This window comes from Pseudomonas sp. GW821-FHT07F01 (assembly GCF_059418825.1).
On record NZ_JBWKQO010000004.1, the window covers coordinates 360275 to 385516 of the forward strand.

Sequence of the window (25242 nt, forward strand, 5' to 3'; positions counted from 1 at the left end):
ATGACGCCTTCGCTGGCCAGCCAGCTCCTACGGAACACCCGACACCCCATGTAGGAGCCGGCTTGCCGGCGAAGAGGCCCTCAAGCCTTGCGCTGGCCAGGATGACGCCTTCGCTGGCCAGCCAGCTCCTACGGAACACCCGACACCCCATGTAGGAGCCGGCTTGCCGGCGAAGAGGCCCTCAAGCCTTGCGCTGGCCAGGATGACGCTTTCGCTGGCAAGCCAGCTCTTGCGATCCGGGGGGAAATTCTTTCATTGGCCAGGAGGCCGCATGTTTACCCGAACCTTGCTGTGCCTGGCGCTGGCCAGCCCCTGGGCCTTGGCCGACAGCCCCGCCCAAGCCCTGCACCAGCGCCTGATCGTGCTCGACAGTCACCTCGATACCCCCATGCAACTGGCCCGCCCCGGTTGGGACATCACCCAGCGCCATCGCTACCAGGACGACCTGTCCCAGGTCGATCTGCCACGGATGAAAGAGGGCGGCCTGGACGGCGGTTTCTGGGCCATTTTCACCCCCCAGGGGCCGCTCACCGCCGAAGGTCGGACCCTGGCCAGCGAACATGGGCTGGCGGTGCTGGCGCGGATCCGCGACCTGCTGGGTGCCCACCCCGATGATTTCGCCCTGGCCCTGACGGCTGGCGATGTACCGGCCATCGTCGCCCGTGGCCAGCGTGTGGTTTTCATCAGCATGGAAAACGCCCAGCCCCTGGCCGCCGATCCGGCACGCTTGCACACCTATTACCGCCAGGGCCTGCGCATGCTCGGCCTGGTGCACTCGGCCAACAACGATTTCGCCGACTCGGCCACCGCCCTGCCGCAGTGGCGCGGCCTGAGCCCGGCGGGCCGGGAGCTGGTGGCCGAGGCCAATCGCCTGGGGATACTGCTGGATGTCTCCCATGCCTCGGACCAGGTGTTCGACCAGGTCCTGGCGCTGTCGAGGGCGCCGATCATTGCCTCCCATTCCAGCAGCCGTGCAATCACCGCCCATCCACGCAACCTGGATGACCGGCGCCTGCGGCAACTGGCGGCCAGGGGCGGTGTGGTGCAGGTCAACAGCTTTCCCAGCGACCTGATCAACCTTGCGCCCAATCCCGAGCGGGACAAGGCCCTGGGGCCGTTGTACCGCGAGTTCCGCCTGGCGGCGAGCATGAGCCCGGAACAGGTGGCGGACCTGGCCGAACGCATTCGCCAGGTCGAAGCCCGCTACCCGCAGCCCAGGGCCAGCCTGGACGATTACCTGCGCCACCTGCTGCACATCCTGGAAGTGGTCGGCCCGGATCATGTGGGCATCGGCGCCGACTGGGACGGCGGTGGCGGGGTACAGGGGCTCGAAGATGTCGCGCAACTGCCACGGATTACCCAGCGCCTGTTGGCGGCGGGCTACAGCGAAGCGGACCTGGCGAAGATCTGGGGCGGCAACTTGTTGCGCGTTCTCGACGCCGCCCAGGCCGTGGGAGCCGGCTTGCCGGCGAAGGGGCGCTGATGCCGGCGCGAGCCGTGGGGCTTCTTCGCTGGCAAGCCGGTTCCTGGCGGGGCGAGTATGGCCAGGCACGGCCAGGCGCAGGGCTATGCGCGGAGCGCAGAATCTTTTGGCTTGAATATGAAACAAAGTAATATTTGCATATGCTTAAAATGTATTTCTCTTATTAAATAAGCGCCCCTAGGATGGCTTCACATAGACCCAAGTGACTGCATAAGTCGCCGATCTATAACCGAACGCACTATCCATCCGCAGCAGGGAGCGCTTGCATGCCACTGACCAGAAGACAATTGATCGCCCGTATTGCCGCTGTCGGCGGGGTCCAGGCGGCGAGTGCGGTCATGGGCCTGTTCGGCGCCAGCGCAACGGCCGAAGCGTTCGAGGAAAACTACGCGGCGCTGCCCACGGCGGCGCTGGGCAAGGGGGCCAGCGTGGTGGTGATCGGCGCCGGGATCGGTGGCCTGGTCAGCGCCTACGAGTTGAGCAAGGCCGGGTTCAAGGTGACCTTGCTGGAAGCCCGGGACCGGGTCGGCGGGCGCAACTGGACGGTGCGTGGTGGCGATCGGGTGGAGTACAGCGACGGCAGCACCCAGGTCGCGCAATTCGGGGAGGGGTTCTACCTCAATGCCGGGGCCGGCCGCCTGCCCAGCCACCATCAGTTGATGCTCGGCTACTGCCGCGAGCTGGGGGTGGAGCTGGAGGTGCTGGTCAATACCAGCCGCAACGCCCTGGTGCGTCCGGACCTTGACCAGCCGGCGTTGCAGATCCGCCAGGCGGTCAATGACAGCCGCGGGCATTTTTCCGAGCTGCTGGCCAAGGCCGTCAATCGCCATGCCCTGGATCAGGAGCTGACACCAGCCGATCGCAGCAACCTGCTGAGTTTCCTGAAAACCTGGGGTGATCTTTCCGACAAGCTGGAGTACCTGGGTTCGGCCCGCTCCGGCTACAAGGTCTGGCCCGGCGCCGGCGACCAGTTGGCGCAGAAGAATGATCCGCTGCCGTTGCAGACCCTGCTCAACCCGGCGCTGACCACGGCGTTGATGATCGACGAATACCCGGAGTTCTCGCCCACCATGTTCCAGCCGGTGGGGGGCATGGACCGCATTCCCCAGGCCTTTGCCCGGCGCCTGAAAGGCCAGTTGCGGCTGCACAGCGAGGTGCGCTCCATCAGCAACCAGGCCGACAGCGCCGAAGTGGTCTATCTGGACCGGCGCACCGGCCGCACCCACAACCTCAAGGCCGACTACGTGATCAGCAGCCTGCCCCTGCCGCTGCTGGCCAAGGTGCAGAACAACTTCAGCGCCCCGGTGCGCCAGGCCATCGGCGCGGTGCAGTTCGGCTACGCCAACAAGGTGGCCTGGCAGTCGCGGCGCTTCTGGGAAAGCCAGTACCAGATCTACGGCGGGCTATCGTTCATCAACCAGGAAGCCTCCGGGCTGTGGTACCCCAGCGGCGGTTTCAACCAGGCCGAAGGGGTGCTGGTGGCGGCCTACAACAACGGCGAAACCGCCCGACGGTTCGGGGAGAAAACCCTGGCCCAGCAGATCGAGATTTCCCGTCAGGCGGTGGAGCTCCTGCACCCCGGGCACAGCCAGGAACTGCGCAATCCGCTGGTGATTGCCTGGAGCAAGATCCCCTACAACTTCGGCCCCTGGATCAGCCATGAAGTGGCCGAGCCGGACTACGGCCTGCTCAACCAGCCCCAGGGCCGGGTCTACCTCACCAGCGACGGCCTGGCCCACAGCGGCGTGGGCATCTGGCAGGAAGCCGCCGCCGGCGCGGCGCGGCGGGTGGTGCGGCAACTTTTCCAACGGGCGCAAGGCTCGTCGCTACAGCAAACGGCCTGAAAAAGCCGAGCACTCACACAACAGCGGTAACCCATGCCGGGTAGCGGACCTCCGAGGCTGGCACACACAACCTTGGGAGCGTCTTTGCATGTCTTTGAAAAACACCGTCGTAGGGCTGGGGCTGTTGTTCGCCGCCAGCAGCAGTTGGGCCGCGGGAATCCAGCGCGTGCCGTCCAGCTACCCCAATTCGCCGATCCTGCAATCGGTGACCCTGCCCGCCAACAGCGAGGTGACCTACCTCTCCGGGCTGCTGCCGGACCCGGTGGATCCCAAGGCGTCCAAGGAGCAGATCCACGCCGAGGGCAACACCGAGGCCCAGGCCCGGGTGGTGCTGCGCAAGGTGGAGACGATCCTCGCCAGCCAGGGCCTGACCCTGGGGGACGTGGTGCAACTGCGCATCTACCTGGTAGGGGACCCGGCCCTGGGCGGCAAGCTGGATTTCGACGGCCTGCAAGTGGCCTTCCGCGAGTTCTTCGGCACCCAGAAGCAGCCGCTCAAGCCCGCCCGGACCACGGTGCAAGTGGCGGGGCTGGTGCTGCCCGGCGCCTTGATCGAAGTCGAAACCGTTGCCGCCCGAGCGCGCTGAGCCGCCTGTCAAAGGATCTGAAGTCATGAGTATTTCCTTGCATAAAATCCTCTTCGGCGCGGCCCCCCTGAGCCTTGGCCTGCTGGGCCTGGCGCTGCCCGCCGAACTGCTGGCGGCCGACGAAACCCTGGGCACGGTGGTGGTCACCGGGGTGCGCGGCAGTCAGCAACGCACGGTGACCGACAGCCCGGCGCCGATCGATGTGATCGACAGCGAGCAGTTGCGCAGCATCGGCCAGAACGGCCTGAAAGAAATGCTCGGGCGCTTGCTGCCGTCGTTCAACGTACCGACCATCAACGGCGGCGGCACGGCGTTCCTGGTGCGCGGGGTGAGCATGCGCGGCCTGGGCGGCGACCAGGTGCTGGTGCTGATCAATGGCAAGCGCCGGCACAATTCGGCGCTGATCAACAACGGCGCACGGGTCGGCAACGCCTCGGTGCCGGTGGACCTGGACCTGATTCCCACCGCCGCCATCGAGCGCATCGAAGTGCTGCGCGACGGCGCGGCGGCGCAGTACGGCTCCGACGCCATCGCCGGGGTGATCAACATCATCCTCAAGCGCAATGCCGAAGGCCTGACCTCCGACACCACCCTGGGCCAGTACTACGACGGCGACGGCACCACCGGCCACGAAGCCTTCAACTGGGGCAACAAACTGGGAGAGAACGGCGGCTTCATCAACCTGTCCTGGGACGCCAAGCTGCAGGAACCCTACGAGCGCTCCAGTGCCGCCAGCGGCCAGCTGTACTTCAAGCAGGCCGACGGCTCGCCGGACCCCCGGGAAAGCAATCGCCAGGGCTGGGGCACCGAGTACGGCCTGGGCCGCGATCGCACCACCAGCCTGGCCTACAACGCCGAGCTGCCTCTGGAGGACGACCTCAAGCTGTACTCGTTCTCGACCCTGAGCTACCGCAATAGCAACAAGGACCTGGGGCACCGCAAGCCCACCGACATCACCAGCCTGGCGGGCATTCCCAATGCGCCTTACCCCAACGGCGGCCAGGCGCGGCGGGAAATCCACGAGACCGATTTCCAGGTCGCCGGTGGTGCCAAGGGCCTGCTCGGTGGCTGGGACTGGGACCTGTCGAGCACCTACGGCAAGGATCGCGGCGTGCTCGACACGGCCAACAACCTGAACATTTCCAATGGCCCCTACAGCCAGCACGACTTCCATCTGGGCAACCTGGTGTTCGACCAGTGGACCAACAACCTGGACTTCTCCCGGGCCCTGGACATCGGCTGGAGCAGCCCGCTGGAAACCTCCTTCGGCGTGGAATACCGCTGGGAGAAATATGCGCTGGAGGAGGGCGAGGCCAACTCCTACAACCAGGGTAGCTATGTCCCCAACACCGGGCCTTTCGCCGGTGTGGTGCCGGACCCGGGGTTGTTCTCGGTCAACGGCACGACCCCGGAAGATGCCTACAGCCTCAAGCGCCACAGTGAGGCGGCCTATATCGACCTGGGCCTGAACATCACCCCCAACTGGTACGTCGGTGCGGCGGCGCGCTACGAGAAGTACAACCTAGGGGTAGGCGACACCACCAGCGGCAAGCTCACCACCCGTTACGAGTTCCTCCCCGGGTACGCGGTGCGGGCTGCGGTGAGCAACGGCTTCCGTGCACCGTCCCTGGCCCAGAGCGTCTTTTCCACCACCAGCACGGTCACCGAATTCGGCGCCGGTGGCACCACCACCTCGGTGCGTACCAAGCAGATGCGCCCCAACTCGCCGGAAGCGGTGGCCCTGGGCGCCAAGGACCTGGAGCCGGAAACCTCGCGCAACTACAGCCTGGGGTTCACCGCCGAGCCCACCGATCGGCTGCGCCTGACGGCCGACTTCTACCTGATCGACATCGACAAGCGCATTCTCCAGACTGGCATCCTCAAGGGCCCGGCGGTGTCGCAGATCCTGGTGGAGAACGGCCTCTCGCCGAACCTCGCCGGGCAGTACTACACCAACGCTGCCGACACCCGGACCAAGGGCGTGGACCTGGTGGCGGACTACCGCCAGTCCTTCGGCGAGTACGGCACGGCGAAATGGAGCGTCGCCTACAACCACAACAAGACCACCATCCGCGACCTGGCGGACACCCCGGCGGCCCTGTCGCGCCTGGGGGCGGGGTATGTGCTGTTCGACCGCCAGCAGCAGATCGACCTGACTAAATCCACGCCCAAGGACAAGTGGATCCTCTCCGGCAACTACAAGGTCGGCGACTGGACCACCAATCTGCAGTTGACCCGCTTTGGCGAGTACACCGAAGGCTCGAACATCCCGAGCAACGATCGCACCTACAGCGCCAAGTGGATCACCGACCTGGACGTGGCCTACGACGTGACCCAGAACCTCACCGTGGCCGTGGGCGCCAACAACCTGTTCGACGTATACCCGGACAAGATCGGCCTCAAGGCCTGGGCGGGAACCTATGAATACGGAATGTTCTCGCCCTATGGCCTGGGCGGCGGCTACTACTACAGCCGCGTCAGCCTGGCGTTCTGAGCATGACCACGATCACTCTCGCAGGAGCTGGCTTGCCAGCGAAGGCGGCCGCATGACCGGCGCAGGGTTCAAGGGCCATTCGCCGGCAAGCCGGCTCCTACAGCCGTTGCGTCCTGACGGTCGTTTACCTGGTAGGAGCTGGCTTGCCAGCGAAGACGGCGGCATGACTGGCGCAGGGTTCAAGGGCCATTCGCCAGCAAGCTGGCTCCTACACCCGTGGCGTCCTGCCGGTCGTTTACCTGGTAGGAGCTGGCTTGCCAGCGAAGGCGGCGGCATGAAGGGCGCAGGGGGCAGGGGCGGTTCGCCGGCAGGCCGGCTCCTGCAAGGGCTGGTGTTGTGTTTGTGGCTGGGCAGTGCACTGGCGCAGCCGCAGCCGGCGCTACGGGTGTCCAGCCAGAAGCAGTCGCTGAAGATTCTGCTGCAGGCGGCAGGCGAGCTGGAGCAGGTGCCGTACCCCATCGAGTTCGCCTCCTTCGCTGCCGCGGCCCCCACCGCCGAGGCCCTGGCCGCCGGGGCGGTGGATATCGGCAGCCTGGGGGATGCGCCCTTTGTGTTTGCCGCCGCGGCCGGGGCGCCGCTCAAGACCGTGGGGGTGATCAAGCTCAAGGTCACGCCGACCGCGGTGGCGATCGTGGTCAAGGAGGATTCGCCGCTGAAGCAGGCCGCCGACCTCAAGGGCCGGCGCATCACCACCACCCGGGGCTCCATCGGCCATTTCCTGGCCCTGGCCGCCCTGCGGTCGGTGGGCCTGCACGGCGCGGATGCGCAGTTCATCTTTCTCCAGCCGGCCGAATCCCGCAGCCTGCTGAGCAACGGCCAGGCCGATGCCTGGTCGACCTGGGACCCCTATACCAGCATGGTGCAGATGGAGGGCGGCAGCCGGGTGCTGGTCAGTGGCGAAGGGCTGTTCGCCGGGCACATGCTGCTGGTGGCCAACGACCAGGCGATTCGCGACAAGCCGCAGCAGATCGCCGACTTCCTGCAGCGCCTGGATCGTGCCTATGCCTGGGCCAACCAGCACCAGAGCGAGTTTTCAAAGATCCAGGCCGGCTACAGCGGTTTGCCGGTGGAGGTGCATGAGCGTTCCAATCGCTACTCGGTGCCCCGGCGTATCGCCGTAGGCCCGGCCGTGGTGGAGGACGTGCAGCACACCGCCGATCTCTACCGCGAGGAGGGCATTATTCAGAAGACTTTCGATGCCGCAGCTTACATGGATGCTCAATTCAATGAAGTTGAATGAGTGTGTGGCAGTTTTATTAATTGATCTCGGGAGGTTTTAAATAAATAAAGAACAATAATGTCCTTCGCTTAATTTAACTATCAGCAAATTTCATAATCTTCTCACAGTACTTTCAAAGTGCCTGTGTTGACCGCTATTTGCCTGATTTTCGATACATTTTTAAGTTTGGATATTAGAGATAAAGGATATTTCACAAGGCCATCGCAACTGCCTAAGGTGGCCCTGAAACAAATTATTACGTTCTACCGATGTTGTACTTCGTCGCTACTTCCAGGGAATTAAGGGAGCTTGCATGTTCACAGTCACTACGGCCGACAAACTTGAAGCGCGGCATATCCTCGATGTTGTGGAAAAACGCTCTTACGGCGTTCAGCTCAAAGGTTTCTGCCCACCGGATACCTTGCAGGTGGCGCGGGATCATCTGTATCAGCAGGAACTGCGCAGTGCCTTCAGCCAGCAGCAGGAGTTCGTCCGGGTCGGCAAGGCTTATATCGAGATCCAGGATGAGCAGAGCCGGGCCGAATACCACGCCCTGGCCCTGCCCAACATTCGCAGGATCCGCAATCTGTTCCGGCCACTGGCCTCGCCCATCGACGAACTGCGCCTGCTGCTGGACGAAGTCTGGCCGCAGGGCGCGCACCTGTTGCAGGTGGACGGGCAGAAGTGTTTCGTCGGCATTGCCCGCTTCCAGGGTTCTGGGGTCGATCTCACGCCCCACACCGACAAGCTTGAACGCAATGCCCCCGAGGGCCACAGCCCGCAGTTGCTGACCCAGCTGTCCACCAACATCTACCTGGAGATCCCCGAGGATGGCGGCGAGCTGGAGATCTGGGGCATCGAGCCGGACGAGCAGGAGTACAACCGCCTGAAGGGCGAACGGGCCTACGGCATCGAACGCCACCTGCTGCCGCCGCCGGATTTCGTGGTCAAGCCCGAGCCTGGCGACCTGATCCTCCTCAACCCGCGGCTGATCCACGCCGTGCGCCCTTCGGCCAGCAGCACCCGGGTCACCCTCGGGGTCTTTATCGGTTACTACGGCGAACACCAGCCTTTGGCCTACTGGAGCTGAACTCATGAGCAAGGTGCAGGAAATCAACCTCAAGGCCTACTTCAACAAGGGCGGCGAGGAGCACGAATTCGACGGCAAGCGCGTGGTACTGGCGGTCAGCGTCGGCCAGGAATATCACGAGGACCAGAAGCTGCGGTCCACCATTCACTTGATCAACCAGTCCGGCTTCAGCCACGTCAAGGTGGTGGTGGCCGATACCCTGCAACGCCACAACAAGCACGGCAAGTCCCCCGGGGAGGCGCTGTCGGCGGCGATCCGCGATGGCGATGCCTGGCTGGCGCGCAACCAGAGCATCCTCGACGGCCTGCGGGTGCCGTACCACATCACCCGCTGGAACCAGGAACTGGCCAGCGACCGCTATGCCGAGCTGCGCCAGCAACTGAACCAGGTCTACCAGCAGCGCGAGGAACTGCGCGACGCCATCGACAGCACCATCGGCGTATTCACCGAGCGCCTGCGCCTGCGTGACGAACACGCGGACATCGAGCGGGCGGCGGCCCAGTGCCGGGAGTACATCCTGGAAGAGATCCCGATCATCCTGCCGCTGTGGGCCGACGAGGGTTACCACTACGTGCTCTACCCGCAGCAGATGACCACGGCCATGGCCACCAGCCGCGAGTTGCTGATCGAACCCCACAGCCCGGACCGGGTGCGCTGGCTGCCCCTGAAGTTCAAGAAGCGGGGGATCCCGATTCCCTTCACCTTGCCCGGCGCCATTCACCCCAACTGGACCAGCGGCGCCATCGCCATCTGATCCGCCGCGATCAATGTAGGCGCTGGCTTGCCAGCGAAAGCGCCCCTGCCGGCGATGCCGTACTCAAGGGGCTGTTCGCCGGCAAGCGGGCTCCTACAGAGCGTTTTTTTATGACTGACAAGGAGTTTCCATGAGCGTTTTTGCGCAACAGCAACGCAAATGGTGGGCATTGCTCGGTGTGAGCATCGCCAGTTTTCTCGGCTGTGTGGATTTCACCATCGTCAACACCGCGTTACCGGCCCTGCAGGCCGACCTCGGGGCCTCGGTGGACGCCCTGCAATGGGTGATCAACGGCTTCATCCTGGCCCTGTCGAGCTTCATGGTGCTGGTGGGGCGCCTGGCCGACCTGCACGGGCGCAAGCGGGTGCTGTTCATCGGCCTGACGGTGTTCGGCCTGGCTTCCCTGGCGGCCGGGCTGGCGGGGCAGATCGATACCCTGATCGGTGCGCGGGTGGCCCAGGGGCTGGCATGCGCGGTGCTCTATACCGCCTCGGGGGCGATTGTCTCCAGCACCTTCGAGACCGCCGAGCAGGGCCGGGCCTTCGGCGTGCTGTTCGGGGTCAATGGAGTGGGGCTGGCGGTCGGCCCGGTGTTGGGCGGGCTGATAACCAGCGCCTTCGGCTGGCAGTGGATCTTTCTCATCAACGTGCCCTTCGTACTGCTGAGCCTGGGCATTTGCAGCTTCAGCGTGAAGGAGTCGCGTTCGGCCGAGACCGGGGCGCGCCTGGATGGTTGGGGCGCGCTGCTGTTGCTGATCGGCCTGCCGAGCCTGGTGCTGGTGATCGTCCAGGGCGGCAGCTGGGGCTGGGGCTCACCCCTGACCCTGGCCCTGGTGGCGCTGGCGGTGCTGGCCCTGGGCGCATTCCTGGCGGTGGAGCGGCGGGTGGCCGCGCCGATCATCGACCTCAAGCTGTTCGCCAACCGGCGTTTCGTTGCCGGAGTGGCGGCCAGTTTCGGCCTGGCGCTGTTCTACTGTGTGGCGTTTTTCGTCATGCCGCTGTACCTGGCGCAGATCCGCGGCGAAACGGTGCAGGCCAGCGGCCTGCTGTTGCTGCCCACCACCCTGGGGGTGGCGCTGCTGTCACCGCTGGTGGGGCGCCTGGTGGATCGCAAGGGGCCGGCGCTGCTGATCAAGACCGGGCTGCTGCTGTTCGTGCTGTCGGCGTTGTTGCAGGCCGGTTTCGATGGCCAGACTTCGCTGCCTTATCTGCTGGGCGCCTTTGTCGTCATGGGCCTGGGGTGGGCCAGCATTCTCGGGCCGTCCACGGTGCTGGGGATTTCCTCGGTGCCCCAGGAAGTGGGCTCGGTGGCCATGGGCTCGCTGATGACCTTGCACAACGTCGGTGGCGGTGTCGGGCTGGCGGTGGGGGTGGGGCTGTTCCATCACTTTTCCGCCACGCCGCTGGACGATGCCCAGGGCGCCTTTCTCAATGGTTACCGCGCGGTGATGGGCTTTCTGGCGGTGGTCACGCTGCTGGTCTGGGCCTCGGTGAGCCTGCTCTTGCGCACGGCCCCGGCCCCGGCCCCGGCGCCGGTGCCGACGGCCGAGGAGGGCACCAGCCGTGGCTGAGCGCGGCGGGCAGATGGGGCTGGGGGCCTTTCTCTCCGGCTCCGGCGCCCATGGCGGCAGTTGGCGCCATCCCCAGGCGGATGCCGATGCTTCGTTGAATTTCCAGCGCTACCGGCACTACGCGCAAACCCTGGAGCGGGGCTGTTTCGACGCCCTGTTTCTCAACGACAACGTGGCGGTGGGGGACCTGGACCCGCGGGTACTGGCCCGCAGTTCCTACAGCCTGCGCTGGGACCCGCTGACCCTGCTGCCGGCCCTGGCGGTGGTGACCCGGCATATCGGCCTGATCGCCACCGCCAGCACCTCCTACAACGAGCCCTACAACCTGGCGCGCAAGTTCGCCTCCCTGGACCACCTGAGTGAGGGCCGGGCTGGCTGGAACCTGGTAACCGGGCTGGTCGGCGGCGAGAACTTCAACCACCCCGAACCCCTGAGCCACGCCGAGCGGTACGCCCGGGCCGAGGAGTTCTTCAGTGTGGCCAGCGGGCTGTGGGACAGCTGGGCCGACGACGCCTTTCCCCGGGACAAGGCCAGCGGCCAGTGGCTGCGCCCGGAGCGCATGCACCTGTTGCAGCACCGGGGGCGGCACTTCCAGGTACAGGGGCCGTTGAATGCACCGCGGCCATTGCAGGGCTGGCCGGTGATCGCCCAGGCCGGGTCGTCCGGGCCGGGCTGTGAGCTGGCGGCGCGCTGCGCCGAGCTGGTGTTCACCGCCCAGACCGACCTGCAGCAGGCCAAGGCTTTCTATCGCGAACTCAAGGAACGGCTTCCCGCTTACGGGCGTCATGCCGGGCAGTTGAAAATCTTCCCCGGCATCGCCCCCACGGTGGGCCGCACCCTCAACGAAGCCGAGGAGAAGTACCAGCAATTGCAGGAACTGCAGGACCCCCAGGCACAGCTCAAGGCCCTGTCCTACCTGCTGGACCTGGGTATCGACCTGTCGCATCTGCCCCTGCATGCGCAGGTGCCGTTGCTGGACGATGCCGCCCCCACCGAGCGGCATAAAAGCCGCCGGCACCTGGTGCAGGAACTGATCCGCCGGGAGCGGCCGAGCCTGGCGCAACTGCTGCGCAGCCTGTCGGCCAGCGGGCACAAGGTACTGGTGGGCACGCCGGGGCAGATCGTCGATGAGCTGGCTACCTGGTACCAGGAATACGCCGCCGACGGCTTCAATGTGCTGTTCACCCATCTGCCGGGGGCCATCGACGATTTCGTGCAACTGATCACCCCCGAGCTGCAGCGCCGGGGTCTGTTTCGCCAGCGCTACACCGGCCACAGCCTGCGCGAACACCTGGGGCTGGCGCGGGTGGAAAACCGTTTCTTCAGCCACCGGGGCAATGGCTGAATGGCTGAAAGAGTCTTTACTCTCAAGGCGCAACGCCCAACGATCAACCCAGGAGCTACAGCATGTCCGGATGGTATGAGTTGAAGAAAAGCAGCAACGGTCAGTTTCGCTTCGTGCTCAAGGCGGCCAATGCCGAGGTCATTCTCAGCAGCGAGCAGTACACCACCCGCGCCGCAGCCGAGAACGGCATCGCCTCGGTGCAGGCCAACAGTCCCCTGGAAGAGCGCTACGAGCGCAAGAGCGCCAAGGATGGCAAACCCTATTTCAACCTCAAGGCGGCCAATCACCAGATCATCGGCAACAGTGAAACCTATTCCTCGGAAGCGGCCCGGGAAAAGGGCATCGCCAGCGTCAAGGCCAACGGCCCCAGCCACAACATCAAGGACCTGACGTCCGTTTAGGCCCGGCTCCACACACCCTCGACAGCACCGGGCCCGAACCCAAGCAGCGTTCGGGCTTTGTGCTGCCAGCGGGTTTTCACGAGCACCTGGCATTTGCCTGGAGGCCGGGCGAGGGCAGCGTATTGTGATCTGGCAGGCCGCCAGCCGATTGGCGACGGATTTATGGCGCAATGCCATCATTTGCCTTATCCTCCGCGCCCGTCACCGGGCGCTCGGCAGGCCTGGCACTCTGGTTGACGTTATCAATCATTGTCCAAGGGATCTGCGACCTCATGATTCGCCCTCTCGTATTACTCGCCGCGCTGCTGGCGTTGAGCGGTTGCTACAGCCTGTCTTCCACGAAAGTTGCCGAGAGCATGCGCCCCGACTCGCAGTCGGGGGTGGCCTATGTGGTGGGGGTGGTCGGCATCTGGCCGAAGGCGGTGCACACCGCCAACGAACAAATGCTGCTGATTCGCCCGCGCGGCGGTGACGGGTTCGCCTCGGCGCGCTTGTACAACCAGATCTACGGCCGCACGCCACGGGATGTGCGCGAGACCTGGCACGGCATCGGCAGCCTGTTCGTGATGCCGCTCAAACCCGGGCGCTACGAGATCTACAACCTGCACTTCGACCGCGGCAACGCCACCGCCTGGAGCCGCGAAGATTTCTCCATCCCCTTGGAACTGGAAGCCGGCAAGGCTTATTACCTGGGTGATTTTCGCGCCGGCTGCCTGTCGGCGTCGGGGGCCAAGTGCGTGTTTCTGCACAGCGACCACCTGGAGCGCGACGCCGCCCTGGTGCGCGCCAAATACCCGCAGGTGCCGAACCTGCAACGGGTCGATCTGGAGAAGATGGAGGAGGTCACGTCGTTGATCGTCAGGGAGCAGGGGCCCAAGGCGTCGATGCTCAAGGCCATGCTGTCGGGGGATCTGTAATGCGTAGTCAATTGTGGTTTTTGATGGTGCTGATGCTGGGGCTTGGCGGTTGCCAGACCAGCCACAGTCTCAAGCCGGCCGAGGTGGATTATCAGCAGCGGCTACCGGCGATCAGCGTCAGTGTGATGGGGGCCATCCCTGCCGGCCTGATCCGTGACGAACTGCGTCGTCGCGGCACCTTCGAGCAGGTGCAGCCGGGGTTCAGTGCCGATGGCTACAACGTGATCGTGATGGCCAATAGTGATTACTTCGGCTGGCAGAACATTCCCATGGGGCTGCTCAGTGCCATGACCTTGTTTATCGTGCCGGGCCGGACCACTTGGGACAGCCAGGTGATGTTCCATGTCAGCCGCGGTGACCAGGAGGTGGCCAAGTATCGGGTCAGCAACCAGACCCGTTCCTGGCGTGGTTGGGCCAACACTGATGGCGGCCAATACCAGCATGTGCGGCGCATCACCGACGACTTCATTGCGCAGATGCTGCAGGACCCGCAGTTCAAGGCCCAGGCCCCGGTGGCGCTGGACAGTCACTGAGCCACGCTTGAACGCGGCCCATGCCAAAGCCCGGACGATGTCAGCCGTCCGGGTTTTTTTTCAGGAAATCAACCCAGGCTCTGCAGCAGCGTCTGCAACTGTTGGCGACCGCCCTCGTTCAGTGCGAATACCGGCTTGCGCGGCTCGCCGGTGGGCAGCCCGGCGAGTTCCAGCCCGGCCTTGACCGTGGCCGGCAAACCGCCCTTGAGGATGAAGTCCAGCAGCGGCAACTGGCGGTAGAACAGCGCCCGGGCGCGGGCCAGGTCGTTGCTCAGCACGGCCTGATAGAGGTCGAGATTGAGCTGCGGGATCAGGTTCGCCGCCGCTGTGCACCAGCCACTGGCACCGGCAGCGAAAGCTTCCAGGGCCAGCGGGTTGCAGCCGTTGTAGAACGGCACCTGGCCTTCGCCCAGCAGTTGCAGCTTGTGCATGCGCTGGATATCGCCGGTGCTTTCCTTGACCAGGGTGACGTTTTCCACGGCGTGGAAGATCTTCAGGATCAGTTCCACCGACATGTCGGTGCCGCTGGTGGCCGGGTTGTTGTAGAGCATGATCGGCACGCCGATGCTGGCGCCGATGGCCTGGTAGTGAGCGAGGATCTCGGCTTCGCTGAGCTTCCAGTAGGAGGCGGGCAGCACCATCACCACGTCGGCGCCCTTGGCTTCGGCAAAACGCGCGCGGCGGATGGCCTTGGCGGTGGTCAGGTCGGAGACGCTGACGATGGTCGGCACACGCTTGGCCACGTGGCGGATGCTGAACTCGCTGACCTGGTCCCATTCGGCGTCGCTCAGGTAGGCGCCTTCGCCGGTGCTGCCCAGGGGGGCGATGGCGTGGACGCCCGCGTCGATCATGCGGTCGATGGAACGCCCGAGGGCGTCCAGGTCCAGGCCTTCGCCGTTGGGGCCGAAGGGGGTGACGGTGTAGCCGATGATGCCGTGGATCTGGGTAGTAGGCATGGTGCAACTCCTGCAAGGCATAAGGGGTGGATCAGTTCAGGCAGTCGGCGTGTTTTTTCAGGTTTTGCCGAGCGTAGTAGTTGAAGGCGGCGCTGTGGCGCTTGGGCTTGGAAATCCAGTCGTGGGCTTCGCGGCCCAGCTCCGGGAGGATCGGCTTGATGGTGCCGGCGGCCATGGCCAGCAGTTGCAGCTTGGCCGCACGCTCGATCAGTTGAGCGATCACGCAGGCTTCCTCGATGCTCGCGCCGGTGGACAGCTGGCCGTGGTGGGAAAGCAGGATCGCGCGCTTGTCGCCCAGGGCGGCGGAGATGATTTCGCCTTCTTCGTTGCCCACCGGCACCCCCGGCCAGGCTTCGAGAAAGGCGCAGTCCTCGTACAGTGGGCAGAGGTCCATGTGCGACACCGCAAGCGGCACTTCGATCATCGACAGCGCGGCGACGTGGGTCGGGTGGGTGTGGATGATGCAGTTCACGTCCGGCCGGGCGCGGTACACCCAGCTGTGGAAGCGGTTGGCCGGGTTGGGCATGCCGTGGCCTTCGAGGACCTCCAGGTCTTCGTTGACCAGCAGCAGGTTGCTGGCGCTGATTTCATCGAAGCCCAGGCCCAGTTGCTGGGTGTAGTAGGTGCCGGGTTGCGGGCCGCGGGCGGTGATCTGCCCGGCGAGGCCCGAGTCGTGGCCGTTCTCGAACAGAATGCGGCAGGTCAGGGCCAGCTTTTGTCGGTCGGTCCACGTATTATCCGCCAGGGTATTTTGCATCTGGGTCAGGGCTTGCTTGACCAGTTGGTCTTTGGGCAATGCTAGTGTCTTGGCCATGTCGAAGGTCCTTTGAGAAGTGCAATGGACGTCGGATCTGCGCTTCACCTGCTGCTTGCGACGGCGCTGGGTGAATCGCGATGACACTTAAGAGGCTATATGACACTTTGTGTCATTGGCAAGCGCCAATCGTTGTTTTCTAGATGGATTAACCGCTCTACATGTCTATCCGTTTGAAATTACTGAGAAAAAAACTGGGCGTGACCCTGGAAGCCCTGGCCGAGAAATCCGGGATGACCAAGAGCTATCTGTCGAAAGTCGAGCGCGGGCTGAACACGCCGTCGATCGCTGCCGCGTTGAAGCTGGCCAAGGCGCTGAACGTCAAGGTCGAGGAACTGTTCGCCGAGGACAGCATCAGCCTCGACAGCTACAGCCTGGTGCGCAGCGACCAGCGCCAGTCACTGGCGGCCAATGGGCAGGTCCCGGGTTATGCGGTGCTGGCCCATCAGGTCAGCGAGCGCAACCTGCTGCCGTTCATCATCTACCCGGCCCGGGAATTCAGTGACAAGACCTTCAAGGAACACCTGGGGGAGGAGTTCCTGTTTGTCCATGAAGGCCAGGTGGAAGTGGACTTCATGAACGAACGGGTGATTCTCAACCGCGGCGACGCGCTGCACTTCAATGCGCAGAAGCCCCACCGCATCCGTTCCGTGGGGGACGAGCAGGCGCAGTTGCTGGTGGTGGTGCACAGCAGCGAGGACTGAAGGCGTTCAGCACCGCCAGGAGCCGGCTGGTTGGCGAATGGGCACCAAGACATGCATCGCCCTGGCGGACGTCTTCGCTGGCAAGCCAGCTCCTACAGGGCGGGAGTGCTCAGCGCTCCACGGGCACCGACAGGGCCGGGTTGCCCAGGGCGTGGGTCTTGGAGTCGAAGAAACGCAGACTCAGGTCCAGGCCTTCGAACAGCTTGGCGTAGTGGCGTTTCTGGTGCTGGATGAACGCCGCGCTGCGCGGGTAGATGGAGATCGCCAGGGTCTGGGTCGCCGACTGGCGGATCGCCTGGACCAGGTGGCTGTCCTGGGGCCCCAGGTTGTGGCCGAAGATGCACAGCGCGCCGCTGTGATCCAGCAACTGCTGGTAGCAGAATGACAGGTAATCCGAGCTGCGGATGGTCTTGAGCTTGTCCGCCAGCGGCCCCTCGCTGACGAACAGCGGCACGTCGTCCAGGGTCTTGAGGGTGTTGTTGATGGCGAAGCTGCCCAGCAGGGTGCCTTCGGTGGAAGTCAGCTTGCGTGCGCTGCCGTCCAGGTTGCGCACCAGGTGCAGGCCGCCATGCAGGTAGAGGATGCGGGTCGGGGCGCTAGGGGCGCTGCCCAGTTCGAAGGCCGGATCGGCACCGTGGAACAGGTCGTCGATGCTTTGGCTGTCCTGTTGCACGGCCCAGTAGTTGAGCAGGTCATAGTTGCTGGTGAACACCGTGGGATAGCGCCGCAGTTCCTGGTTGATCGCCGCCAGGCTCTGCTCCTGGACCAGGCGCCAGGGAATGTGCACCGCGTGCACGGTGTTGATCAGCGCTTCCTTGATGGCGTAGTAGCGATTGCGCGGCGCCGCCGAGCTGACTGCCAGGGCCTTGTTGACTCGGCTGGTGGTTTTCAGGGCGCCCAGTACCTGCTCGAAACTGCGGGTCTGCAGGGCCTCGAATACGCTGAGCTCGGACTGGCTGAGGGGTTTTTCTTCCACTGTGCGAGCGTTTTCGAACAGTGAGTCGTAGGCAAAGTCTTCCCACACGGCACGGCTGGCGCCGTTGCCGATCAGCAGGCCACTGAACGGTGTGCTGGCACCCAGGGCGTTCCAGTCTTCAAGTTCGGCATCAAATTCCTGGAAATCCATCATCGCGGTCATCGGTCTCAAGGCTGGAGGTATTTCGGCTGGCGACTTTATCACGACCGACCCTTGAGCCAGATCAACAACGCCGGTGAGCGATCGGTCGATCCTGTTTGGCAAACATTGCATCGACACCGTGAAATCGGCATTCGCCGGGAGACCTTCTGATGAGCAGCACCTTTTTCATTCCAGCCGTGAACATCATGGGCATCGGCTGTCTCGACGAGGCCATGAGCGCCATCCGCAACTATGGATTTCGCAAGGCGCTGATCGTCACTGACACGGGCCTGGCCAAGGCTGGCGTGGCCAGCATGGTGGCCGAGAAGCTGGCCATGCAGGACATCGATTCGGTGATCTTCGACGGTGCCAAGCCCAACCCCAGCATTGCCAACGTCGAGCAGGGCCTGGCGCAATTGCAGCAGGCACAGTGCGATTTCGTCATCTCCCTGGGCGGCGGATCGCCCCATGACTGCGCCAAGGGCATTGCCCTGTGTGCCACCAATGGCGGGCAGATCCGCGATTACGAAGGCGTCGACCAGTCGGCCAAGCCGCAACTGCCCTTGATCGCCATCAACACCACCGCCGGCACTGCCAGCGAAATGACCCGTTTCTGCATCATCACCGACGAATCGCGCCACGTGAAAATGGCCATCGTCGACCGCAACGTCACGCCGTTGCTGTCGGTGAACGATCCGGCACTGATGGTGGCGATGCCCAAGGGCCTGACCGCCGCCACCGGCATGGATGCCCTGACCCACGCGGTGGAAGCCTATGTGTCCACCGCCGCCAACCCCATCACCGACGCCTGCGCCCTGAAGGCCGTGGAAATGATCAGCGCCAACCTGCGCCAGGCGGTGCACGACGGCAACGATCTGCTGGCACGGGAGAACATGGCCTATGCGCAGTTCCTCGCCGGCATGGCATTCAACAATGCGTCCCTGGGTTTCGTGCACGCCATGGCCCACCAGCTGGGCGGCTTCTACGACCTGCCCCATGGCGTGTGCAACGCGGTGCTGTTGCCCCATGTGCAGAGCTTCAACGCCACGGTATGCGCCCAGCGCCTGACCGATGTGGCCCACGCGCTGGGAGCGGACATTCGCGGTTTCAGCCCGGAAGAGGGCGCCCAGGCGGCCATCGCGGCGATCCGCACCCTGGCCCGTGATGTGGAGATTCCCGCTGGTTTGCGCGAGTTGGGCGCCAAGTTGCAGGATATTCCGCTATTGGCGGCCAATGCCCTCAAGGATGCCTGCGGCCTGACCAACCCGCGTCCGGCAGATCAGCGGCAGATCGAGGAGATTTTCCGCAACGCGTTCTGAGGGACGGAACCCTTCGCTGGCAAGCCAGCGAAGGGTTCATCCGCACGCCCGGCACCACAGACTCCCGAGCAACTGCTCCCGGCGTTGAAAGCGCCCGCGCCGCGGAGGATAGTGCGACCTGAAATGGCGCTCTATCCGCCTGTCACAAGGAGTCGTGAATGATCCGTTGCTCTTCCCTGGCCCCGCTTCTGGGCAGCCTGGCCCTGCTGGCCGGTGCCACATCCGCCGCCGCCCAGTGCCTGCCGCCGCCACGCAATGCCGAAGTCCCGGGCTTTTCCCTGTGCAAGGACTGGCCGGCCTTTGCCGACCAGAGCATCAGCCTGCTGTCCGAGCAGGTTCCGGACCCCAGCGACACCGGCACCGATGACGGCACCTACAACCTGCAACTGGCAGTGCTGGACCGCAGCAGCGGACAGGCCCTGGCCAGCTATGAGCAGCCTGCCGCCTTTGTCTCCGACGCCTTTCGCCTGGAGAGCGTGAAGCTCGATACCGGGCGCTTCCAACTGACGCCTCAGGTTCGAGCGTTCGGGGTCCGGGCCGCGTTCGAGGGTTCCTCCAGGGTCAACCCCTTCAATCAGACCTGGCTCAGCCTCTACGTGCGCGAGGGCAGTACCCTGCGCCCGGTGCTGGAGAAGTTCGTGGCCCATTCCTACAACGGCGAATGGGATGGCCAGTGCGCCGGCGAGGGCACTAAAACCACGCGCACCCTGGATATCGCCAAGACCCGCAGCCACGGTTACGCCGACCTGATCGTGCGTTCGGTCAGCGTCAGTACCCAGAGCAAAAAAGTCGGGGAAGAATGCCAGTCCACCTCCGTGGCCGCCAAACCGGTGGTCAGCACCCTGCACTACGATGGCCAACGCTACGTCCTGCCCAATGGCTTCAGTGGCATCTGATACCGGCGAGCGATAAGGAAGCTTGATGAACCTGCTTGAACAATCGACCCGCGGGCTGGTGCTGTGCGCGTTGCTGGGTGTGGCGACGATGGCGCTGGCCGAGTGCGACAACAGCCCCAATTCCCCGGGAGAACTCCATGTCTGCAAACCCTGGCCGGCGGAAGACGGCATCAACATCGGGGTTCGAGCAACGCCGATGCAAGGGGCCGAAAACGCCAAGGCACCTCGCTACAACCTGGATGTGGCGCTGCTGCTCGACGACAGCGGCTGGGCCGTGGCCAGCTACAACAAGGACCTGGCCCGGCGTTCCGATGGCTTGGCCTTGCAGGGGTTGCAGATCGATACCGGGCGTTACCAGTTGAGCGAGGAGGAGCGGGCCTTTGGCCTGCGGGCCACTTACCGCCGCGCCTCAAGCACCCACCCCCATGAGAAAACCGTGCTGACCCTGTTCGTGCGTGATGGCAAGGGCCTTCCGCCGAGGCTCGAAGGGCTGGTGGTGGATGAGCGCCGCGCTGAGCTCGGCCGGGGCAGTGAGTGTGTCGGGCGCAGCCGGACCCTGCACCGGACCCTGGAACTGGGCAACGGCCAGCGCAACGGCCAGACCGACCTGCTGGTGCGTACGCGAATCGTCGACACCGAGCATTTCAAGGGGCCGGCCGGTTGCGAAAGCCGCGACCTGGTGCCCAGGGACAGCCGTGTCACCTTGCACTACGACGGCCAGCGCTACCCCTTGCCGAAAACCTTGACGGGAGCGTGAACCATGCACAAGGGGCTCAACCACCTGAGCCTGGCCGTCAGCGATCTGGCCTCGCGATTGCTGGCCTGGCGCGATCATCCTTACCCGGGAATGCGCTTTTACTCCGCCGATTGAGAGACTGTTCCACAGGGGCAGCTGACGAAAGCGGCTGGTGGCAAGGTGCCTTGATCGTGCAGAATCCGCCACATTCCCCCTGTGCCTGGCGTTTTTGTCAGGCGCATCGTCCTGGAGTCTTGCTGATGACCTCATCGCTGTTGCTGGCCGTTATCGCCTCGGGTTTCATTTATGCGATCACCCCTGGGCCCGGAGTGCTGGCGGTGTTCGGCATCGGCGCGGCCCGCGGGCGGCAGGCGGGGGCCGGTTTTCTCTGCGGGCACATGCTGGGCGACGTGGTCTGGTGCAGCACGGCGCTGATCGCCATTGTCGGGGCCCGGGAGATCGGCAGCGATGCGTTCAATATCCTCGGCGTGCTCAGCGGCCTGTACCTGTTCTGGCTCGGCCTGCGGGCCATCCGCAGTAAACCGCGCGATGGCGACGAACCCCAGGGCCCGGCGCGCAACCCGTTCTGGCACGGGATCCTGTTCGGCCTGACCAATCCCAAGGCTTATCCGGTGGCGGTGGCAACCTTCACCGCGCTGCTCTCCAGCCGCGCGGAGCTGTTGACCTGGTCGATGCTGCCGGGGCTGATTGCCCTGAGTTTCCTTGGCGGCCTTGGCGCATACGCTATCCTCATCGGCATCGTCGGCGCGCGTAAGGTACGCAATTGGTACCAGCGCCACGAGCTGGCGATCACCCGGGTCTGCGGGGTGATGTTCATCGGTTTCGCGATCAATGCCCTGCTGCACGCAGTGCCAGGGTTGGTCGGCAACAAGGCGTGACGCGCCGCGCGGGTTGCGACGGTGTGCAGTTGCAGGCTTCGGCCTGCGACCGGGCTCAAGGGATGGGTACTCAGTGCATTTTTCATGGGTAGTAGCTTTCTCTGATGGCAACCAAGAACTCCGCGCCTCTGGCCAGTTTCATCGACCTGCTCCTGGACGCCGTGTGCGCCGTGGATGTCGAGGGTCGCTTCGTGTTCGTCAGCGCCGCCTGTGAGCGGGTCTTCGGCTACACCGCCGACGAGCTGATCGGCCGCCCGATGATCGAGCTGGTGCACCCGGCCGATCGTGAACGTACCTTGCAGGCCGCCCGGGAAATCATGGGCGGGGTGCCCAAGCCGAATTTCGAGAACCGCTACGTGCGCAAGGACGGGCGGGTGGCGCATATTCTCTGGTCGGCGCGCTGGTCGGAAGTGGACCAGTTGCGCATCGCCGTGGCCCGCGACATCACCGAGCGCAAGCAGGCGGAATCCCGGCAGGCGGCGCTGTACGCGATTTCCGAGGCGGCCCATGCCACCGAAGACCTGCTGGTGCTGTTCCGGCATGTGCATCGGATCATCGGCGAATGGCTGCCGGCGCTGAACTGTTCCCTGGCGCTCTACGACGAGCGCAGCGCCAGCCTGAGTTTTCCCTATCACGTCGATGACTGCGAAGGCAGCCCGGAACTGCCGGGCACCTTGATCGAACGCTTCTGTGTCGAGGTGCTGCAATGCGGCCAGCCCTTGCTGCTGGCGCCGGAGTGCCCGGTGAACCGGGTGCTCTGGAGCGAGTTCGCGGCTATCCAGGGTTCGCGCTGCTGGCTGGGCGTGCCGCTGAATTCGCAAAAGGGCACCATCGGCGTGCTGATGGTCAAGAGCGCCCCGGGCACCGAAAGCTACAGCGAACAGGACCAGGAACTCTTGCAGTACGTCAGTGCGCAGCTGGCCGCGGCCATCGAACGCAAGCAGCTGCATGCACGCCTGCACTACATGGCCGAATACGATCAATTGACTCACCTGCCCAACCGCGAACTGCTGCGCGAGCGCCTGCGTTCGGCCCTGGCCCGGGCCCGGCGCGAGTCGGGGCGCATGGCCCTGCTGTATGTCGACCTGGACAAGTTCAAGGAGGTCAACGACACCTGCGGGCACGCGGTGGGGGACATGCTGCTGCAAGCGGTGGCCAACCGGCTCAAGGGCTGCGTGCGGGAAACCGACACCGTGGCGCGGATCGGCGGCGACGAGTTCGTGATCCTGCTGGAGAGCGTGCAGCACAGCGAGGACGCCCAGCGGGTAGCGGAGAAGATCCGGCGGACGCTGGGCGAGCCGCTGCGCCTGGACGGCCACTCGTTGAACATCCTGCCGAGCATCGGCATCGGCCTGTATCCCGAGCATGGCCTGGAGGAAAAACAGCTTTTCAAGCACGCCGACGAAGCCATGTACGCGGTCAAGCGGGCGCAGAAAAGCCGCTCCAACGCCTGAGCCGGCAAGCACCGGATGAAGCCCTGGCCCGGCCGTGCCGGGGTTCACCGTTCGTCGTGCAAGCGAGGGTTTTTCTAAACCTTTGCGCCCCCCACCTTTCCCTATGCAGACGGGAGCCATGGCTTCCGGCAGATCAATTTGCAAGCGGAGAGCCACCTCATGAACCCCATGGCCACAGTCATGCGCGGTGCCGGACTGGCACTGCTCCTGGGCCTTGGCGCCACCAGCGCCCTGGCCCAGTCCCCCGCGGATTTCATCGACGACGCCTCGGCCAAGGGCATGGCCGATATCGAAGCCAGCCGCCTGGCCCACCAACAGACCTCATCCAAGGCGGTCAAGGAATACACCATCCAGGTGATCAACGACCGCACCACCGCCAACCAGCACCTGGCCAAGATCGCCAAGCAGCTGGACTTGCCGGTCGCCCCCCGGGAACAGGTGATGGACCAGGCCAAGCGCCTGATGCCCCGCGTACCTGAAGCCGAGGGCGAGGACTTCGATCGCGCCTACGCCGCCAGCCAGGTCAAGGCCACCGAAGAAGCCATCGAGCAGATCCAGCAGCAGGCGCAGACCAGCGAGGTGCCGGAGCTCAAGGCATTTGCCGAAGAGACCCTGCCCAAGCTGGAAAACCACCTGCAGATGGCCAAGGCCCTGCAGGCCGGGCGCCGGTCCGACCGGCTGGACGGTTGAGCCCCGCCGTTGCCCCATCCTTGCCCTTTAGTTGGAGAGCACCATGTCGACTCAACCCGTATCCAATCAGTACGCGATGCAGGATCCCCTGACCCAGTACCCCCAGCCGGAATTTCCCGACCAGCCGCAAACGGCGCCGGGCATCGACCAGGACATGATTCCCCGTCCCGACCACGGCGAGCACAGCTATCACGGTTTTGGCCGGTTGCTGGGGCGCAAGGCCCTGATCACCGGCGGCGATTCGGGTATCGGCCGCGCGGCGGCCATTGCCTATGCCCGTGAAGGCGCGGACGTCGCCATCAACTACCTGCCCGAGGAGGAGCGCGACGCCCGCCAGGTGATAGAGCTGATCAAGGCCGCCGGGCGCAAGGCCGTTGCGCTTCCCGGCGATATCAGCGACGAACGTTTCTGCCGCGACCTGGTGCGCCGTGCCCATGAGCAACTGGGTGGGCTGGACATCCTGGTCAACGTGGCGGGCAAGCAGGTGGCGCAGGAGGACATCGCCGACATCAGCACCGCTCAGTTCGACGCCACCTTGAAGACCAACGTGTATGCCTTGTTCTGGATCTGTCAGTCGGCCTTGCCGCTGATGCCGGCTGGCGCCACGGTGATCAACACCGCGTCGATCCAGTCCTACCAGCCTTCGGCCAGCCTCCTGGATTACGCCACCACCAAGGCGGCGATCGTGGCTTTCACCAAGGCCCTGGCCAAACAGGTGATCGGGCGGGGGATCCGGGTCAACGCCGTGGCGCCGGGGCCGATCTGGACCGTACTGCAACCCAGTGGTGGCCAGCCTCGGGAAAAGATCCCGCAGTTCGGCCTGCAAACCCCCATGAAGCGTCCGGGGCAGCCGGCCGAATGCGCTCCCCTGTACGTGCTATTGGCGTCGCAGGAATCGAGCTACATCACCGGCGAAGTGTTCGGGGTCACCGGCGGCAACCCTCTGCCCTAGGATGATCGGCGCAGGGGCCTGCCTTCGCCGAGCCGATCTCAGCACTGGTTGAGATCGGTCTTGTCCTGCTGGCTGGAGGTGCTGACGGACAGCTCGGAATCGCCGCCCTGGCCCATCTCGCGGTATTCGCGGCGCATCTGCTCCAACTGCTTGAGGTCCAGCCCGTCCAGGTTGAGCATGGCGTTGTGGGCCGCCTTGGTGGCCCGCAGCAGCTCGTCGATCTTCAAGTGCAGAATGTCGTTGTCGCGGTTCTGGGTGTTCTGGATCAGGAACACCATGAGGAAGGTGATGATGGTGGTGGAGGTATTGATGATCAACTGCCAGGTGTCGTTGAAGTGAAACACCGGCCCGCTGAGCCCCCAGATCAGAATCAGCAACAGCGCGCCGAGAAAGGTTTTCGGGCTGCCGGCCCACATCGACAGCGCTTGCGAGATCTTCGAGAACTTCATGGCCGTGTTCCTTATGGGGG

24 protein-coding genes are annotated in these 25242 nt (G+C 64.5%); 20 read left to right on the top strand and 4 right to left on the bottom strand.

Annotation, left to right across the window (positions count from 1 at the left end; genetic code table 11):
- The first annotated feature begins 271 nt into the window (after positions 1-271).
- The 12 genes from AC07R1_RS16005 to AC07R1_RS16060 all read left to right on the top strand — a co-directional run bounded on the left by AC07R1_RS16005 (position 272) and on the right by AC07R1_RS16060 (position 14236).
- Complete coding sequence (locus AC07R1_RS16005; RefSeq protein WP_019094807.1) at positions 272-1483, top strand: dipeptidase; 1212 nt, start codon at positions 272-274, stop codon at positions 1481-1483.
- 266 nt (positions 1484-1749) lie between these two features.
- Positions 1750-3327, top strand: a complete 1578-nt coding sequence (locus AC07R1_RS16010; protein WP_015634470.1) for a flavin monoamine oxidase family protein — start codon at positions 1750-1752, stop codon at positions 3325-3327.
- Positions 3328-3415: 88 nt separating this feature from the next.
- Positions 3416-3913, top strand: coding sequence for a RidA family protein (locus AC07R1_RS16015; RefSeq protein ID WP_015634471.1), 498 nt, complete (start codon positions 3416-3418; stop codon positions 3911-3913).
- 25 nt (positions 3914-3938) lie between these two features.
- Positions 3939-6407, top strand: a complete 2469-nt coding sequence (locus AC07R1_RS16020; RefSeq protein ID WP_015634472.1) for a TonB-dependent receptor plug domain-containing protein — start codon at positions 3939-3941, stop codon at positions 6405-6407.
- Between the two features lie 163 nt (positions 6408-6570).
- Positions 6571-7647, top strand: a complete 1077-nt coding sequence (locus AC07R1_RS16025; protein WP_019094809.1) for an aliphatic sulfonate ABC transporter substrate-binding protein — start codon at positions 6571-6573, stop codon at positions 7645-7647.
- Positions 7648-7939: 292 nt separating this feature from the next.
- Positions 7940-8716, top strand: a complete 777-nt coding sequence (locus AC07R1_RS16030; RefSeq protein WP_019094810.1) for a 2OG-Fe(II) oxygenase — start codon at positions 7940-7942, stop codon at positions 8714-8716.
- Between the two features lie 4 nt (positions 8717-8720).
- Positions 8721-9470, top strand: a complete 750-nt coding sequence (locus tag AC07R1_RS16035) for a tRNA-dependent cyclodipeptide synthase (protein ID WP_011059731.1) — start codon at positions 8721-8723, stop codon at positions 9468-9470.
- Positions 9471-9600: 130 nt separating this feature from the next.
- On the top strand, positions 9601-11040 hold the full coding sequence (locus AC07R1_RS16040; RefSeq protein ID WP_495110695.1) for an MFS transporter: 1440 nt from the start codon (positions 9601-9603) through the stop codon (positions 11038-11040).
- Between the two features lie 13 nt (positions 11041-11053).
- A complete protein-coding gene (locus tag AC07R1_RS16045; RefSeq protein WP_019094811.1) occupies positions 11054-12385 on the top strand; it encodes an LLM class flavin-dependent oxidoreductase in 1332 nt (443 codons plus the stop codon).
- Between the two features lie 62 nt (positions 12386-12447).
- Positions 12448-12786 (top strand): YegP family protein, encoded by a 339-nt coding sequence (locus AC07R1_RS16050; protein ID WP_011059734.1) that lies wholly within the window; start codon positions 12448-12450, stop codon positions 12784-12786.
- Between the two features lie 272 nt (positions 12787-13058).
- Entirely contained in the window at positions 13059-13703 is a 645-nt protein-coding gene (locus tag AC07R1_RS16055) for a hypothetical protein (RefSeq protein WP_019094812.1), read from the top strand.
- The gene (locus AC07R1_RS16060; protein WP_011059736.1) at positions 13703-14236 is read left to right on the top strand and encodes a hypothetical protein; all 534 of its coding nucleotides are present in this window, start codon (positions 13703-13705) and stop codon (positions 14234-14236) included. The genes AC07R1_RS16055 and AC07R1_RS16060 overlap by 1 nt, the downstream gene beginning before the upstream one ends.
- A 68-nt stretch (positions 14237-14304) precedes the next feature.
- Here the strand turns inward: AC07R1_RS16060 and AC07R1_RS16065 are convergent, their stop codons facing one another.
- Together AC07R1_RS16065 and AC07R1_RS16070 are read right to left on the bottom strand one after the other, a co-directional pair.
- Complete coding sequence (locus AC07R1_RS16065) at positions 14305-15192, bottom strand: dihydrodipicolinate synthase family protein (protein ID WP_015634478.1); 888 nt, start codon at positions 15190-15192, stop codon at positions 14305-14307.
- 31 nt (positions 15193-15223) lie between these two features.
- Complete coding sequence (locus AC07R1_RS16070) at positions 15224-16006, bottom strand: aldolase (protein ID WP_011059738.1); 783 nt, start codon at positions 16004-16006, stop codon at positions 15224-15226.
- 161 nt (positions 16007-16167) lie between these two features.
- On the opposite strand from AC07R1_RS16070, the gene AC07R1_RS16075 reads away from it, so the two are divergent.
- Entirely contained in the window at positions 16168-16710 is a 543-nt protein-coding gene (locus AC07R1_RS16075) for a helix-turn-helix domain-containing protein (RefSeq protein WP_015634479.1), read from the top strand.
- 109 nt (positions 16711-16819) lie between these two features.
- Here AC07R1_RS16075 and AC07R1_RS16080 read toward each other — a convergent pair whose 3' ends face one another.
- The gene (locus AC07R1_RS16080) at positions 16820-17839 is read right to left on the bottom strand and encodes a DUF4917 family protein (protein WP_495110807.1); all 1020 of its coding nucleotides are present in this window, start codon (positions 17837-17839) and stop codon (positions 16820-16822) included.
- Positions 17840-17997: 158 nt separating this feature from the next.
- On the opposite strand from AC07R1_RS16080, the gene yiaY reads away from it, so the two are divergent.
- The 7 genes from yiaY (at position 17998) to AC07R1_RS16115 (ending at position 24773) form a co-directional block, all read left to right on the top strand.
- Entirely contained in the window at positions 17998-19146 is a 1149-nt protein-coding gene (gene yiaY, locus AC07R1_RS16085; protein WP_011059741.1) for an L-threonine dehydrogenase, read from the top strand.
- Positions 19147-19304: 158 nt separating this feature from the next.
- Positions 19305-20042 carry a PA3715 family protein gene (locus AC07R1_RS16090; RefSeq protein ID WP_053149500.1) on the top strand — a complete coding sequence of 246 codons (738 nt, stop codon included), beginning with the start codon at positions 19305-19307 and terminating at the stop codon, positions 20040-20042.
- Positions 20043-20067: 25 nt separating this feature from the next.
- A complete protein-coding gene (locus AC07R1_RS16095; protein ID WP_495110696.1) occupies positions 20068-20799 on the top strand; it encodes a PA3715 family protein in 732 nt (243 codons plus the stop codon).
- 239 nt (positions 20800-21038) lie between these two features.
- Positions 21039-21677 (top strand): LysE family translocator, encoded by a 639-nt coding sequence (locus tag AC07R1_RS16100; protein ID WP_011059744.1) that lies wholly within the window; start codon positions 21039-21041, stop codon positions 21675-21677.
- Between the two features lie 104 nt (positions 21678-21781).
- Complete coding sequence (locus AC07R1_RS16105; protein WP_011059745.1) at positions 21782-23131, top strand: sensor domain-containing protein; 1350 nt, start codon at positions 21782-21784, stop codon at positions 23129-23131.
- A 159-nt stretch (positions 23132-23290) separates the two neighbouring features.
- The gene (locus AC07R1_RS16110) at positions 23291-23821 is read left to right on the top strand and encodes a DUF4142 domain-containing protein (protein WP_011059746.1); all 531 of its coding nucleotides are present in this window, start codon (positions 23291-23293) and stop codon (positions 23819-23821) included.
- A gap of 43 nt (positions 23822-23864) precedes the next feature.
- The gene (locus tag AC07R1_RS16115) at positions 23865-24773 is read left to right on the top strand and encodes an SDR family oxidoreductase (RefSeq protein ID WP_368994776.1); all 909 of its coding nucleotides are present in this window, start codon (positions 23865-23867) and stop codon (positions 24771-24773) included.
- 38 nt (positions 24774-24811) lie between these two features.
- Here the strand turns inward: AC07R1_RS16115 and AC07R1_RS16120 are convergent, their stop codons facing one another.
- Positions 24812-25222, bottom strand: coding sequence for a low affinity iron permease family protein (locus tag AC07R1_RS16120; protein WP_342402839.1), 411 nt, complete (start codon positions 25220-25222; stop codon positions 24812-24814).
- Between the last annotated feature and the right edge of the window lie 20 nt (positions 25223-25242).